Here is a 14816-nt window from a genome sequence, read left to right as displayed (position 1 = left end):
GCCTGTCCCGAACGGCAAGGAGCGCCCTCAGGCGCCCTTTTGATGATCGAGTTGCAGGTTCAACTGGAGAATGTTGACCACCTGCGGGCCAAGGATACCAGCTTGTGCCGCCGACTTGACCTGCTCCGTCAATTGAACGGGATCCAGCCCGCGTTGCCCGGCGACCCGCTTTACTTGAGCCAGGGCTGCATCGATCGGCAGATGGGGATCGAGGCCGGAGGCGGAGCGGGTCAGCAGGGCGGGGACCCTGGCTTCTGGCTGCGCCCTGGCTGCCGCGGCGGCAAACTCGGCCCGCAGCGGCGAGCTCATCCCCAGGTTGCTGGCACCTCCGCCTATGGTGGCGAAGTCGCTGGCGGAGGGGCGGGAGTGGAAGTAGTCGGCCCGCTCGAACTTCTGTGCCAGCAGGGCGCTGCCGACCACCTGCTGTTTGGCGTTGGTGAGCAGGCTGCCGTTGGCCTGCCAGGGGAAGAGCAGCTGGGCCAGCCCGGTGACGGCCAGCGGATACGCTACCCCCAGCAGCAGGGTCAGGGTCAGCAGGGTTCTGATTGCTATCATGATTTTCTTGCTCCAAATGCGTTGGGTGGATGCGGGTCTGTCCCGCATCCGGTAATGCCGTTACACCAGCCCCAGGCCGGTGATGACCAGGTCGATCAACTTGATGCCTATGAAGGGCACTATCAGGCCGCCGACGCCGTAGATCAGCAGGTTGCGGCGCAGCAGGCTGGCGGCCGAGCCCTGCAGGCTGACCCCGCGCAGGGCCAGTGGCACCAGTGCGACGATGATCAGGGCGTTGAAGATGATGGCCGACAGGATGGCGCTCCCGGGGCTGCCCAGCTGCATCAGGTTCAACACCCCCAGCGGCGGATAGGCGGCGATGAACAGGGCCGGCAGGATGGCGAAGTACTTGGCCACGTCGTTGGCGATGGAGAAGGTGGTCAGGGCGCCGCGGGTCACCAGCAGCTGCTTGCCCACCAGCACCACGTCCAGCAGCTTGGTGGGGTTGGAGTCGAGATCCACCAGGTTGCCCGCCTCCTTGGCGGCCTGGGTCCCCTCGTTCATGGCCAGCCCCACGTCAGCCTGGGCCAGCGCCGGGGCGTCGTTGGCGCCGTCCCCGCACATGGCGACCAGGCGGCCGTCGGCCTGCTCCTGGCGGATGTAGGCCAGCTTCTTCTCCGGCGTCGCCTCGGCGATGAAGTCGTCCACCCCGGCCTCGGCGGCGATGGCGGCGGCGGTCAGCGGGTTGTCACCTGTGATCATCACGGTGCGGATCCCCATGTGGCGCAGGATCTGGAAGCGTGCCTTGATGCCCGGCTTGATGATGTCCTTGAGGAACACTACCCCCAGCAGCTTCTCGTGGGTGCAGACCAGCAGCGGGGTACCGCCCTGGCGGGCGATGTTGTCCACCGATTTGAGGATGAGCTCGGGCACCGCCTTGCGATCGAGCGAGAGGTAGAGCAGCACAGCATCCACCGCCCCCTTGCGATAGTGATGGCCGTTGCGATCCAGCCCGCTCAGCCGGGTCTCGGCGCTGAAGGGGATGAGGATGTCGCTCTCCAGCTGGCTCGGTCTGGTATGGCTCTTGCCCGCCAGGGTCAGGATGGATTTGCCCTCCGGCGTATTGTCGCCGAGCGAGGCCAGCATGGCGGCCTGGGCCAGCAGGGAGGGGTCCACGCCGGGGGCCGGGATCAGTTCGTCCGCCATCCGGTTGCCGAAGGTGATGGTGCCGGTCTTGTCCAGCAGCAGGGTACGCACGTCGCCGGCGGCTTCCACCGCCCGGCCCGACTTGGCGATCACGTTGAGCTTCACCAGCCGGTCCATGCCGGCGATGCCGATGGCGGAGAGCAGACCGCCGATGGTGGTCGGGATCAGGGTGATGAACAGCGCCAGCAGATAGAGCCGGGGCACCTGGGTGCCGTTGTAGTCGAGGAACCAGGGCAGGGTGGCCACCACCAGCAGGAAGATCAGGGTCAGCCCCACCAGCAGGGCGTCCAGCGCCATCTCGTTGGGGGTCTTCTGCCGCTTGGCTCCTTCCACCAGCGCAATCATCCGATCCAGCGTGCTTTCGCCCGGGTTGTTGCTGATGTGTACCCAGATCTGGTCGGAGACGACGGTAGTGTTGCCGGTCACGCCGCTGCGATCGGTGCCCGACTCGCGGATGACGGGAGCGGATTCGCCGGTGATGGCCGCCTCGTTGACCGAGGCGATGCCGGCGACCACTTCGCCATCGGCCGGGATCATCTCGCCGCTGCGCACCAGCACCAGGTCGCCCTTGAGCAGGCTGGTGGCCGGTACCCATTCGCCCTTGTCATCCTGCGGGCTGGTGACCCGACGTGCCTTGAGCTGGCTCATGCCGGCCTTCAGGCTGTCGGCCCGCGCTTTGCCGCGCCCCTCGGCCAGGGTCTCGGCGAAGTTGGCAAACCAGAGGGTGAGCCAGAGCCAGGCGGTCAGCTGCCAGGCCAGCGAAGGAGCAACGCCGGAGAACGGCTGCCCCAGCAGGGACTCCAGGGTCGCCATCACGGCCGCCAGCCAGAGGGTGAACAGGATGGGGCTGCCGAACAGCGCCTTGGGGTTGAAGCGATAGAGGGCTTCCACCATGGCCTGCAGGATCTGTGATTTCTGTTTCTTGCCCTTCACCTTGAGGGTGTCGGTGCTCATTGAAGCGGACTTGCTCATTGGAAAGCTCCCTGCATCGAATAGTTGGTCACGCAGATCAGTCGGGTGTGCAGCATCAGAGGGCACCTCCCAGCAGGCTCAGGTGTTCCGCCACCGGGCCCAGCGCCAGTACCGGCAGGAAGGAGAGCCCCCCCATCAGCAGCACGGTGACGATCAGCAGGGTGATGAAGAGCGGGCCGCTGATCGGGAAGTCCCCTTCGCTCGTCTCCTGGCGCGGGGCGCGGGCCAGCTGGCCGGCGATGGCCAGCACCGGAATGATGTAGCCGAAGCGGCCGAGCAGCATGGCCAGCCCGATGGCGATGCACTGCCAGCTGTCGGCGGCGGCAAAGCCGGCGAAGGCGGAGCCGTTGTTGCCGGCGGCCGAGGCGTAGGCATAGATCAGCCGGGACAGGCCGTGGGGGCCGTCGTGACCGATGACGGTGGCGGAGTTCGGCATCAGCAGGGTAATGCCGCCGATCACCAATACCCCGACCGGCATCACCAGCATGCTGGCGACCACCCACTTCATCTCGGTGATGCCGAGCCGCTTGCCCAGATAGGTGGGGGTACGCCCCACCATCAGGCCGCACAGGAACACGGTCAGCAGCACGAACAGCATCATGCCGTAGATGCCGGCACCGACGCCGCCGAACACCACTTCACCCAGCAGCATGTTGATCATGGCGACCATGCCGGCGAGCGGGGCGAAGCTGTCGTGCATGGCGTTGACCGAGCCGTTGGAGGCGGCGGTGGTGGCCACTTCCCAGATGCTGGACAGCACGGGGCCGAAGCGGCTCTCCTTGCCTTCCCAGTTGCCGGCTTCGCTGGTGAGGTGGGCGAGGGCCGGATCCGGTTTCAGCTCCTGGCCGATGGCGAGACAGAGCCCCAGCACCAGCATGATGGTCATGGCGATGAGGATGGCGCGGCTGTGGGCCAGATCCTTCACGTAGCGCCCCAGGGTGCAGACCATGGCGGCGGCCAGCGTCAGCAGGGCGACCATCTCCAGCCAGTTGGAGAGGGCGGTCGGGTTCTCGAACGGATGGGCCGAGTTGATGCCGAAGAAGCCGCCGCCGTTGGAGCCGAGCTGCTTGATGGCGATCTGGGAGGCCGCCGGGCCGAGCGGCAGCAGTTGCTCCTGGCCTTCTAGCCCGTGGAACGGCAGGTAGGCCGACAGGCTCTGGGGCACCCCCTGCCAGACCAGCAGCAGCGCCAGGATCAGCGCCATCGGCAGCAGCACGTAGAGACAGAAACGCACCAGATCCTGCCAGAAGTTGCCGAGGTGGGTGGTCTGCTGGCGGGCGATGCCGCGAAACAGGGCGATGGCGACCGCGGCGCCGGTGGCGGCGGAGACGAAGTTCTGGGTGGTGAGCCCCACCATCTGGCTGAAGTAGGAGAGGCTGGCTTCGCCGGAGTAGGCCTGCCAGTTGGTGTTGGTCATGAAGCTGACCGCGGTGTTGAAGGCGAGTTGCCAGTTCAGTCCGGGCAGCTGCTGCGGGTTGAGGGGCAGCAGACCCTGCGCCAGCAGGATCAGGAACAGCAGGCCGAAGCCGGCGCCGTTGAAGGCCAGCAGGCTGAGGGCGTAGGACTTCCAGTCCTGCTCGCGCCCGTCCGTGCCGCAGCAGGCCAGGGTGGCGCGCTCAAGCGGGGCCAGCCAGCGACTCTTTCCTTCAAATACCCGATACAGGTAGTTGCCAAGCAGAGGCGCCGGCAGCAGCACCAGCAGCACGAACGCGACGGGATAGATGATCTCTTGCCACATATCCGGTTCCTCACTCATGGGTGCGCGCGAGGGCGCGCAGCAGATAACCCGCGAGGGCGAGGACCAGCAGCAGATATAGCCAATTCATAACGACTCCGTTGAGGTAATTAGCGTCAGGGATCGATGCATATCCGTGTCGATCCCATAGGTCTCATTGACGCTGAAAGGGTATGTAAAACGGGCGTAAAGGCGCCATAAAGCCCGATTTGGCTGGCGTAAAATCGGCGTAAAAAAGCAGGTGCGGGCGCTATTTGGGGGAGGAGAAAGATTGACCTTTCCCCGAACTTAAGACCATGACATTGATGAGATTTCCAATACGCTGGAGCTAATGGATATTTCAACATGAAGAAACGTTACACCGAAGAACAAGTCATCAAGGCCATGAAACAGCATGAGGCAGGGGTAAAAGTTGATGACATTTGCCGTGAAATGGGCAGATCTACGTGCACTTTCTATAACTGGCGTAGCAAGTATGCCTGGCTGAAAGTGAACGAAGCGAAGCGGCTGAGGGAGTTACACGGAGGAAGGCTTGCAGGTCAGGACGAAGAAGCTAACCCGGCCAAAGCAGCCCATGGAAGTGCCAACGGTATCCAATCAATGTTGGTCTATGGACTTTGTGTCAGAGCCACTCAGCAGTGGTCACCGCTTTCGAGTACTGAATATCGTGGATGATTATTCGCGGGAAATGGTCAGTCAATTAGTTTCTGTTGCCATTAGTGGTAAGCTGGTCGCCAGATTCTTGGACCAATTGATGGAAGATCGAGGCAAACCCAACAAGGTTACCTGCGACTATGGGACATAATTTACTAGCAAGGCGATGTCTTTCTGAAGCAAGGAAACCGGTGTGATACTAGGTTTATCCAGCCAGGAAAACCCACACAAAGCACCTTTTTGGAAAGTCCGAATGGCAAATTAAGGAATGAATGTCTGAACCAGCATTGGTTCAGAACTTTGGGCTAAGCCAGATACGAAATCGAGCTATGGCGTGAACACTACAACCATGTTCGCCCACATAGTCCACTGAACTATATGCTGCCTGTTGCGTATACCAAGTAAGCAGCATAAGCTGGAAAAACTCATCAAGAGATTGGTACTAATCACAGAGAAAGGTCACGCTCAGATCGATTTGGATCATATTTTAGTGTGAGTCAGATCTGATATTTCAGAACTAGATAGCAAACTATTTAGTCAGTTGGTTATCATATTTGAAAGGATGAGTTTAATTGGGGGTTCGCTTGTATGTCAATAAAGTTTTTAATGTAGGTTGCGCTTGGGAAATGTTGCGGGAAAACAACGCAACCGAGTTGTCAGAGTTGCAAGTGGCTTTAGCTAACTTGGGATATGTCGACTCTATAAAAGAAATGAAAGATGGTGTTTTAAGCAACCTGAGCGATATGGAGTGGCGGTGTCGAAACTATGCGTTTGGAGTCCGAGCAAGTTTCAAAGAATTCAAAGCCGCTCCATCTAAGCCGAATATGATCCAAATGGGAGCTTTGAAAAGTGAGGTTGCAATAGATATTGGAATGAATATACCTACAAGCTTAGATAGTTGGGTAACTTTTAGGTCTAAATCTGCATCTTCTTTGGGTCTCATTCCAGTCTTAATAATGCCCTTGGATGTTGGAAAGGACAGCTCTTTCCGTATGAGCTTCGATTATGTAGTTCAGCGAATACAGTACCTTGATATTGTTGAAGGAAATAGCTTTCTGATTCTGGGCTGTTCTTATGATTACTCTGATATTGAGGTTATCGATTCAGATAAGGTAATCCGTAGAACTATCACATTTGAACCTCACCAGATACAGGCTGGCGTTGGGCTACTTTCTTACTTTAGTGAAGTGCTTAAACAGAGGTGCTCGGAAGCGAATAGCAAAGTTTCCATTGAGCAAGATGGTGAGAAAGTTAGGCTTAGGATTAAGTCTGCTGCAGGTACTGAGCACAAGGTTGAAGCTTTACTTAATGAGTATGGTGAAGTCCTCAATGGTACTCGCCAGCCAGAGCAACTTATGACAGACCAGGTTCAGTTACTGTCACTTCAAAATAAGCTAGATATGGCAGCTATGGAAGTGAAGCACCAACAGAGTATTCTGGCACTAACCAAGTCTAATTATGACCAACGAATCTTTAGCCTAGAAGAACAGGTTGCAGACCTTAAACACATGATATCTGAGAGCATAACTTCACACCGTATTGCTCAAGATCAGGTGTCTAAGCTGATAGATAAATATGGTAGCAATAGTGATGTTGAATTGGAGTTGTTAGGTTTAGCAAAAAAGCTCGATGAGCGTGCGGCGGATGTTCAAAAAGAAGAACTAGAGCGAATAGTTAAGCGGCTCCATATGGGTAATCCCAAACTGGCAACTGAGTTCCTATCGCTGCTAAAGGGACCACTTGAAGGGGTTGCAGGCAATATCATCTATTCTTGGTTGCCACAGTTGGGCAGTATCATTGGAATGGTTATTCGCTAACAAGAAACAATTTACCTCTCTGTTCAGCGTTCAGAGGCACTAGTTTATTTACTGCTGCCAAATAGGTGCTGTTGCTGCATCATAGAATTCTATGTCTATATCACGGACAAGAAATCTATCTGCATTCACCATTGCCTCTCGGTTCCACTCTTGATTTTCATCACCAAAGATACTGATGAGAACCTTGTTAACTCTACTTCTATTAATTTGATCGAATATATGTCGGTCATTCTCTGCAATTGAATGACCATGAATGTAAAGTGTACCTCGCAGCTCACCTAATGCTTGATAGCAAGCATTTAGATATGGGCTATGTTTAATTTTCTCGAGCTTCCTTTGATAAGTGGGCTCAGATACAAAAAGGGGAAATTCGCCTGCATCTAGCCATCGTCTTACTTGGTCAACGATCGCATCCCAATCCTCTTGGTCGTAGACTCGTTTATAAATACCTTTCTCGTTATTATAGAGATGTAGACCACCATGCAGAAAATGTAAGTTTTGCGTGCGCTGTTGCCATTCATTTCCATTAAAACCATCTTTCATACCACACCATCTATGTGGCCTAAATGGAGGTAGATTCGACTTATTTATAGCCCAATACAAAAGCAGGTCGTAATTGAGAGAGAAGATATTAGAAAAGCAGGTAAGGAATCTTCTGGTAGATGTGAATCTATCATCAGTAATCAAGCCAGGCCGATGAGGGTGAGTATTAGCTATCACCTCTATTAGCGAGTCTTTTAACTGTTCTTGATCATCTTGAATCTGTTGGATGATGTTCCTGTTTACGCCATAAGTTTCGCAGACTTGCTCTGCTGATTGCAGCGCATGCATCACCTTTTCAAAATCAAAAGTCTCGAAACGGTCAAACACTTCTCTCAGCTCATGGTTGCTATCTCTAAAGTTGGCTTCATCGAACAAATTTTCATAGTTAAACGTTCTATTGTTCCATGCCCTAGAAAAACCATTTGCGAGTAGTATTGATGGCTGTTCCCCTGCTTCTAGCTGTTCTAGGGTGTCTTCAAAAGTTTGTAGTGGCACTGACGTATCTCTTTGTGTGTTTTATACAACTCTATTCTTTTAAAACAATCCGGTCTACACAATCAACCACACACAAAACGATCTGTAACGTTTTCTGACAGAGTTAAGCATTAACTAATGCTACAACGACTCATCTAACAATCGATGTAGATGTGTGTAATTCAGATAACTTTTTGTAGGGCAAATACGTGTTAGAAGAGGCAGTGTATCGATGAGTTGATAAATGAAGGCCAGAGAACGATGCTCTGGCCTCTCAGTTTTTCTACAGTACAAATGTATGTAGATGGGGTTTCGGCATTAACCCCTCATAGTAACAAACTCTTCCGCGCTGGTCGGATGGATGGCGACGCAGTTGTCGAAGTCTGCCTTGGTAGCGCCCATCTTCATGGCGACGCCGAAGCCTTGCAGGATCTCGTCCATGGCGAAGCCGATGCCGTGCAGGCCGACCACCTTCTCTTCCGGCCCGACGCAGACCAGCTTCATCCGGGTGGGCTGGCGATGCTGGGTCAGCGCCGAGTACATGGCGGTGAACTGGCTGCGGTAGACCTTGACCTGATCTTCACCGTATTCGGCGATGGCTTCCGGCTCGGTCAGGCCGATGGTGCCGATGGGCGGGTGGCTGAACACCACGGTTGGCACCAGATCGTAGTTGAGGTGCTCGTTTGGCTTGTTGTTGAACAGCCGCTCGGAGAGACGACGGCCCGCCGCAACAGCCACCGGGGTGAGCTGGATGCGGCCGGTGTTGTCACCGACGGCATAGACGTTGGCGACGGCAGTGTTCTGGAACTTGTCGGTCGGGATAAAGCCCTGCTCGTCAAGCGTGATACCGGCGGCGGCCAGATTGAGGTTGTCGGTGGCCGGAACGCGGCCGATGGCCCAGATCAGGCAGTCGACGGTGAGGTGGCGACCATCTTCCAGCTGCAGGGTCAGGCTCTCATCGGCGTTCTTGACCACGGCTTTCGGAATGGCGTGGGTGTGCAGCTTGGGCCCTTCCTGCGCCATGATCTCCACCAGAGTCTCGTGGATCATGGGGTCGAAGTTGCGCAGCGGCGCGTGTTTGCGCACCACCAGATGGGTCTCTGAGCCGAGCGCCTGCATCACGCCGGCGATCTCCACCGCGATATAGCCGGCACCAACCACGGCAACCCGCTTGGGCTGGCTCTGCAGCTCGAAGAAGCCGTCGGAATCGATACCCAGCTCGGCACCCGGGATGGCCGGCACTTCAGGGCGGCCACCGGTGGCGATCAGGATGTGATCGGCGCTGTACTGCTCGCCATTCACTTCGATGGTGTTGCTGCTGACGAAGCGGGCGAAGCCCTTGATGACAGTGATCTGGTTCTTGCCCAGCACGTTCTGGTAGGACTGATGAATGCGGCCGATGTAGGCCTGGCGGGACTCGACCAGCTTGGCCCAGTTGAAGTGGTTGAGGGTGGTGTCGAAGCCGTAGTCGGCGCCATATTTCAGGGCATCGGCGATCTGGCCGGCATACCACATGGCCTTCTTCGGCACGCAGCCGACGTTGACGCAGGTTCCACCCAACTCTTTGGCTTCAATCAGGGCAACTTTCTTACCGTACATGGCAGCCCGGTTGGCCGAGGCGATGCCGCCGCTGCCGCCGCCGATGGCGATATAGTCAAAATGCTGTGCCATTGCGAGGTTCTCCGCTCATTAAGAATGCAATCACAGCATGATGGGGATAAAGCGGCTGGCTCACAAGAGCCAGCGCTCAGTTATGTTGGATCGGCAGGCGAATATGGAACTGGGCGCCGTTGTCCGGCTCGCTGACGCAGTTGATGCGACCGCGCAGCAGCTGCACCACCAGGTTGTAGATGATGTGGGTACCGAGCCCGCTGCCGCCCTGGCCCCGCTTGGAGGTGACGAAGGGGTCGAAGATGCGCGGCAAGATCTCGGGCGGGATGCCGCGGCCATTGTCGCTGTAGTCGATCAGCAGCTCTTCGCCCTGCTGTTCCACCTTGATGGTGATCTTCTTGGGTTTGTCCCAGTTGTCGAAGCCGTGGTTGATGGAGTTGAGGATCAGGTTCGAATAGATCTGGGTGAAGCTGCCAGGGAAGGAGAAGATCGACAGCTTGGGATCGCACTGGATATCCACCTCGCACTGGGCCTTCTTCAGCTTGTGGCCGAGGGAGACCACCACCTGGTGCAGGTTGTCGGCGAGGCTGAAGTTGTAGCGTGCCTCGGACGACTGATCCACCGCCACCTGCTTGAAGCTGGCAATGAGCTCCGAGGCGCGGCGCAGGTTGCCCTGCAGCAGCTGCATGGATTCGTCGAGGTTGACGGTAAATTCGGTGAGATAGGAGCGCGACAGCTGCTTGGAGTCGATGTGCTGCTTGAAGTCGGCCACCCGCTCCTGCAGGTAGGAAGAGGCAGTCACGCTGATGCCGATGGGGGTGTTGATCTCGTGGGCTACACCGGCCACCAGCGAACCGAGGGAGGCCATCTTCTCCGATTCCACCAGGGTCTGCTGGGCCTGTTTCAGGTCGTCGTAGGCCTTGCCCAGCTGGTCGTTGGCATCGCTCAGGCTGCGGGTGCGCTCCACCACCTTGCCCTCCAGCTGTTCGTTGAGCTGGATGATCTCCCGCTCCACCTTCTTGAGGCGGGTGATGTCGTAGCCAAAGCCGATCAGATACTTGAGGTTGGGCCCTTCGTAGAAGGGGGCGAAGGTCCACTGCAGCACCAGCTCGTGGCCCTGCTGGTCATGCATGATGACCTCTTTGTCCTCGATGGAGCCGTGATCGGCCAGGGTGGCCGCCAGCTCATCGCGCTGGGCCTTGCTGACGAACAGATCCAGCCAGTTGTGCTGCAGTATCTCCTGCTGGTGGTAGCCGGTCAGCAGAATGGCTGCCGGGTTGATGCTGGCGATGTTGAGGTCCGGCTCCATGCAGCAGATGACCATGTTGGCAGAGTTGATCAGGGTGGCGGAGAAGTCCCGCTCCTGTTGCAGCTGCTCGGCGGCCTGATGGCGCGCCGCAAATTCGTCGTTCAGCCGGGTACGCATCTGGTTGAGGGTGGCGACCAGGGTGTCGAGCTCGTCGGGTTTCTTGCGGGGCAGGGGGCGCCCCTCCAGGGTCAGCTCGATGGCCAGCCGGTCCAGATTGAACTTCTGGGCATAGTTGGCGATGCGGTTGAGGTGCCGCACCACCAGGTAGTAGATGATGATCAGGATACAGAACGAGACCACCAGGGTCTTGATGGTCTGGCTGACCATGATCAGCACCGATTTCTCGATGAGGCGCTGGTAGATCTGCTCAAGGGAGGCGGCGACAAACAGCTTGCCTACCACCTCGCCCTGATAGGTGAGGTTGAACTCGCGGGAGATGTCGTAGCTTTCCCGCTCCACCCCCTGGGTCAGCAGCGGCACTTCCGAGTTGCCGAGCATCTCCTTCACCATCACGAACTGCATGTTGGGCAGGTTCATGATGCCTTCGATCTGTACCTTGACCTGCTCTTCGTCCAGGTTCCACAGGCTGGCGGCGATGGGCTGCAGGAAGGAAGCCTCGATCTGGCCGATGCTGTCCTCGATCACGGCCACGTCCTTGCGGTAATCCCAGGCAAGCTGCAACACCGTAATGATCATCGCCAATACGGTACTGCACACCAGAATGTAGGAGAGCAGGCGGTATGAGAGTCCGTTACGGCCGACGGCCTTAGCGGTCTTGGAGAAGAGTCCTGACATGGCGTCCTTGCGGTCTGGATATATTGCCATTTAGTTTAACTGCTTCATGCACTTATGTCGTGTTTCGTTAGCGTGATAAAAACAAGGCCCCGAAACGGGGCCTTGTTGATTAAGAACGGTTTTTAATGACTCCCTTTCGCCTTGGGCGGAATGGATTCGTCAAACACCGGCAGCGGTTTGTGTTCGGAGGCCAGGTAGGTGTAGATCACCGGCAGCACGAACAGGGTGAACAGGGTACCGATGGCCAGACCGGCCACGATCACGATGCCGATGCTGAAGCGCTGGGCTGCCCCGGCCCCTGTTGCATAGAGCAGCGGGATGAGACCGGCGATCATGGCGGCCGTGGTCATCAGGATGGGGCGCAGACGCACCTTGGCGGCGGCCATCACGGCTTCCATCCGGTTGCGACCGTGCAGCAGTTGCTCCTCCTTGGCCACCTCGCAGATCAGGATACCGTGCTTGGTAATCAGGCCGACCAGGGTGATCAGACCCACCTGGGAGTAGATGTTCATGGTGGCGGCACCCCAGGCCAGCGCGATCAGGGCGCCACTGATGGCCAGCGGCACGGAGACCATGATCACCAGCGGGTCGCGGGCCGACTCGAACTGGATCGCCAGTACCAGGAAGATGATGGCCAGCGCCAGGGCGAAGGTGGCGTACAGGGCGCTGCCTTCGGTCACGAACTGGCGGGCTTCACCCATGTAGTCGTAACGGTAACCCTGCGGCAGCTTCTCGCTGGCGGTGGCATCCAGCCAGGCGATGGCGTTGCCCATGGTGGTGCCCGGCATCAGCACGGCACCTATGGTGGCCGAGTTGAGCTGGTTGAAGTGGGGCAGGGCGCGCGGCTCACCGACCACCTCGATGCTGATCAGGCTGCCGAGCGGGATGGACTGGCCATCGGCCGCCCGCACGTAGTAGCCCTTGATCGATTCGGGGTTGAGGCGGTATTTGCGCTCGACCTGCGGGATCACCTCGTAGGAGCGGCCATCCAGGTCGATCCGGTTGACGTAACCGTCCGACATCATGGTGCCCAGGGTGATGCCGATGTCCTGCATGGTGATGCCGTAGGCACCCGCCTTGTCCTTGTCGATCTTGATCTTCATGGTGGCGGAGTCGTACTGCAGGTCCAGCTCGGAGTAGACGAAGCGTCCGCTCCCCTGGGCTGCGGTCAGGATTTCGCTCGCCACCTGATAGAGGCTCTCGAAGTTGTTCGGCGTGGTGATGACGAACTGGATCGGCAGGCCGCTCGAGGCACCCGGCAATTCCGGGAACTGGAAGGTGGTGATGGACATGCCGGGCACGTTCTCGACCAGCTTGCCAACCCGTTCCAGCACCTCTTTCTGGCTCGCTTCACGCTGGCTCCATGGCACCATGGAGGCGATACCGAACGCCTGGTTGGCGTTGAACACCCCGGAGAAGACCTGGGAGAAGGCCACTTCCGGCTGTTCGTCCAGCACCTTGTTCACCTGCTCCATGGTGCCCTGGATGTAGTCCAGGTTGACGTTGGAGGGGGCGGTACCCAGCACGGCCATGACGCCCTTGTCTTCGTTCGGTGCCAGTTCGCTCGGAATGAACTTGAACAGCATCGGCAGGCTGGCGAAGACGATGACGGCGAACAGCACCACCACGATGCGCTTCTGCATCACGGCGTGCAGCATGGCATCGTAGCGGACCGTCATGCGGTCGAGCAGGTGATGCACCTTGCTCTCGAACTTGCCAGGCTCCTCGTTGGCCTTGAGCATCTTGGCGCACATCATGGGCGACAGGGTCAGCGCTATGATGCCCGACACGAACACGGCACCGGCCAGGGTGAGGGCAAACTCCTTGAACAGGGAGCCGGTGATGCCCCCCATCAGGGCGATCGGCGCATACACGGCGGCCAGGGTAACCGTCATGGCGATGACCGGTACGGCGATTTCGCGGGTGCCTATGATGGCGGCCCGGAACGGTTCTTCCCCCTCCTTGACGTGGCGATCCACGTTCTCCAGCACCACGATGGCGTCATCCACCACCAGACCGATGGCCAGCACCATGGCCAGCAGGGTCATCAGGTTGATGGAGAAGCCGAACATCTGCATCACCATCACCACCCCGATCAGGCTGAGGGGAATGGTGATAATCGGGATGATGACCGCCCGGAACGAACCAAGGAACAGGGTGATCACCACCAGCACGATGGCGGCTGCCTCGGCGATGGTCTTGATCACCTCGCTGATCGACTCGTTGATGGCAACGGTCGAGTCATAGAGGACGTTGGCCTCCATGGTGCTCGGCATGTTGCTCTTCAGGCTCGGCAGCATCTCCAGCACGTCGTGGGCGATGTTGATCGGGTTGGCGGTCGGTGCCGCGTTGATGGCCAGTACCACGGCCTCGCGGCCGTTGGCGGTGGCGCGATAGGTATCGTGGCTCTTCTCCAGGCTGACCTTGGCGATGTCTGCCAGACGGATCACCTTGCTGTCACGGGTGGCCACCACCAGGCGCTCGAGCTCCTCGGTGGTGTTGACCTGGGTCTCGGCATTGCCGTTATAGAGGGTGAAGTAGCCGGTGGCCTGACCGGTGGCGGACTGATAGTTGTTGCTGTTGAGCACGCTCATCACGTCCGCGGCGGTCAGGTTGAACGCCGCCATCTTGGCCGGATCCAGCCACACCCGCAGGGCGTACTTGGTACCACCGTACATGTCGACCTTGGAGACGCCGCCGACGGTGAAGAGCTGGGGCTTGATGACCCGCTCCAGGTAGTCGGTGATCTGGCTGGCGTTGAGCTCTGGGCTGGTAAAGCCGATGTAGAGCACCGCCGTGGTCGAGCCGGTCGACATGGTCACCGAGGGATCTTCCGACTCCTTCGGCAACTGGGAACGTACCGAGTTGACCTTGGCCAGAATGTCGGACAGGGCCGCATTCGGGTTGGTGTTGAGCTTCATGTAGGCAGTGATGGTCGAGCTGCCGAGCTGGGTGGACGACGTCATGAAGTCGATGTTGTCCGCCTGGGCGATGGCCTGTTCCAGTGGCTGGGTGATGAAGCCCTGGATCAGGTCGGCACTCGCGCCATAGTAGCTGGTGCTGACCGTGACGACCGTGTTGGTCATCTCGGGGTATTCCCGCACCTGCATCTTGAACACGGCCTGGACACCCAGCAACGCGATCAGAAAGCTGATCGAGATGGCCAGGATGGGCCGCTTGATGAATATATCGGTAAAGCGCATCT

10 protein-coding genes and 1 pseudogene are annotated in these 14816 nt (G+C 58.0%); 4 read left to right on the top strand and 7 right to left on the bottom strand.

Annotated elements, in window-relative coordinates; all coding sequences use genetic code 11:
- Window positions 1–27 precede the first annotated feature (27 nt).
- From E5E96_RS07225 to kdpA, 3 genes are read right to left on the bottom strand one after another with little or no spacing between them, the layout of a single operon-like run.
- Window positions 28–555, bottom strand: a complete 528-nt coding sequence (locus E5E96_RS07225; protein ID WP_171281834.1) for a potassium-transporting ATPase subunit C — start codon at window positions 553–555, stop codon at window positions 28–30.
- Between the two features lie 60 nt (window positions 556–615).
- Window positions 616–2673 (bottom strand): potassium-transporting ATPase subunit KdpB, encoded by a 2058-nt coding sequence (kdpB, locus tag E5E96_RS07220; RefSeq protein ID WP_171281833.1) that lies wholly within the window; start codon window positions 2671–2673, stop codon window positions 616–618.
- A gap of 55 nt (window positions 2674–2728) precedes the next feature.
- The gene (kdpA, locus tag E5E96_RS07215; protein ID WP_171281832.1) at window positions 2729–4411 is read right to left on the bottom strand and encodes a potassium-transporting ATPase subunit KdpA; all 1683 of its coding nucleotides are present in this window, start codon (window positions 4409–4411) and stop codon (window positions 2729–2731) included.
- Between the two features lie 342 nt (window positions 4412–4753).
- Between kdpA and E5E96_RS22840 the strand changes: the two genes are divergently transcribed.
- The 4 genes and pseudogenes from E5E96_RS22840 (at window position 4754) to E5E96_RS07205 (ending at window position 6879) form a co-directional block, all read left to right on the top strand.
- Complete coding sequence (locus tag E5E96_RS22840) at window positions 4754–5083, top strand: transposase (protein ID WP_367396508.1); 330 nt, start codon at window positions 4754–4756, stop codon at window positions 5081–5083.
- Window positions 4983–5213: a DDE-type integrase/transposase/recombinase gene (locus tag E5E96_RS22835; RefSeq protein ID WP_367396507.1), complete on the top strand. Its 231-nt coding sequence runs from the start codon at window positions 4983–4985 to the stop codon at window positions 5211–5213. The genes E5E96_RS22840 and E5E96_RS22835 overlap by 101 nt, the downstream gene beginning before the upstream one ends.
- Window positions 5214–5236: 23 nt before the next feature.
- Window positions 5237–5467 (top strand): annotated as a pseudogene (locus tag E5E96_RS22830) (transposase).
- A gap of 167 nt (window positions 5468–5634) precedes the next feature.
- Entirely contained in the window at window positions 5635–6879 is a 1245-nt protein-coding gene (locus E5E96_RS07205; protein ID WP_216368108.1) for a hypothetical protein, read from the top strand.
- Between the two features lie 48 nt (window positions 6880–6927).
- Here E5E96_RS07205 and E5E96_RS07200 read toward each other — a convergent pair whose 3' ends face one another.
- From E5E96_RS07200 to E5E96_RS07185, 4 genes are all read right to left on the bottom strand, one after another.
- The gene (locus E5E96_RS07200) at window positions 6928–7917 is read right to left on the bottom strand and encodes a DUF4917 family protein (RefSeq protein WP_171281831.1); all 990 of its coding nucleotides are present in this window, start codon (window positions 7915–7917) and stop codon (window positions 6928–6930) included.
- Between the two features lie 297 nt (window positions 7918–8214).
- Window positions 8215–9567: a glutathione-disulfide reductase gene (gene gorA / locus E5E96_RS07195; protein WP_171281830.1), complete on the bottom strand. Its 1353-nt coding sequence runs from the start codon at window positions 9565–9567 to the stop codon at window positions 8215–8217.
- 76 nt (window positions 9568–9643) lie between these two features.
- Window positions 9644–11611 carry an ATP-binding protein gene (locus E5E96_RS07190; protein ID WP_171279904.1) on the bottom strand — a complete coding sequence of 656 codons (1968 nt, stop codon included), beginning with the start codon at window positions 11609–11611 and terminating at the stop codon, window positions 9644–9646.
- Window positions 11612–11733: 122 nt separating this feature from the next.
- On the bottom strand, window positions 11734–14814 hold the full coding sequence (locus tag E5E96_RS07185; protein ID WP_016348885.1) for a multidrug efflux RND transporter permease subunit: 3081 nt from the start codon (window positions 14812–14814) through the stop codon (window positions 11734–11736).
- Window positions 14815–14816: the final 2 nt, after the last annotated feature.

The sequence above is a fragment of the Aeromonas sp. 1805 genome (assembly GCF_013085525.1).
Classification (GTDB): domain Bacteria; phylum Pseudomonadota; class Gammaproteobacteria; order Enterobacterales; family Aeromonadaceae; genus Aeromonas; species Aeromonas hydrophila.
This window is presented reverse-complemented; position numbering and strand designations above follow the sequence as displayed.

Excerpts from the sequence above, each read along its gene's own strand:
- E5E96_RS07225 (WP_171281834.1), bottom strand. The coding sequence starts at position 555 with ATGATAGCAATCAGAACCCTGCTGACCCTGACCCTGCTGCTGGGGGTA.
- kdpB (WP_171281833.1), bottom strand. The coding sequence starts at position 2,673 with ATGAGCAAGTCCGCTTCAATGAGCACCGACACCCTCAAGGTGAAGGGC.
- kdpA (WP_171281832.1), bottom strand. The coding sequence starts at position 4,411 with ATGTGGCAAGAGATCATCTATCCCGTCGCGTTCGTGCTGCTGGTGCTG.
- E5E96_RS22840 (WP_367396508.1), top strand. The coding sequence starts at position 4,754 with ATGAAGAAACGTTACACCGAAGAACAAGTCATCAAGGCCATGAAACAG.
- E5E96_RS22835 (WP_367396507.1), top strand. The coding sequence starts at position 4,983 with ATGGAAGTGCCAACGGTATCCAATCAATGTTGGTCTATGGACTTTGTG.
- gorA (WP_171281830.1), bottom strand. The coding sequence starts at position 9,567 with ATGGCACAGCATTTTGACTATATCGCCATCGGCGGCGGCAGCGGCGGC.
- E5E96_RS07190 (WP_171279904.1), bottom strand. The coding sequence starts at position 11,611 with ATGTCAGGACTCTTCTCCAAGACCGCTAAGGCCGTCGGCCGTAACGGA.
- E5E96_RS07185 (WP_016348885.1), bottom strand. The coding sequence starts at position 14,814 with ATGCGCTTTACCGATATATTCATCAAGCGGCCCATCCTGGCCATCTCG.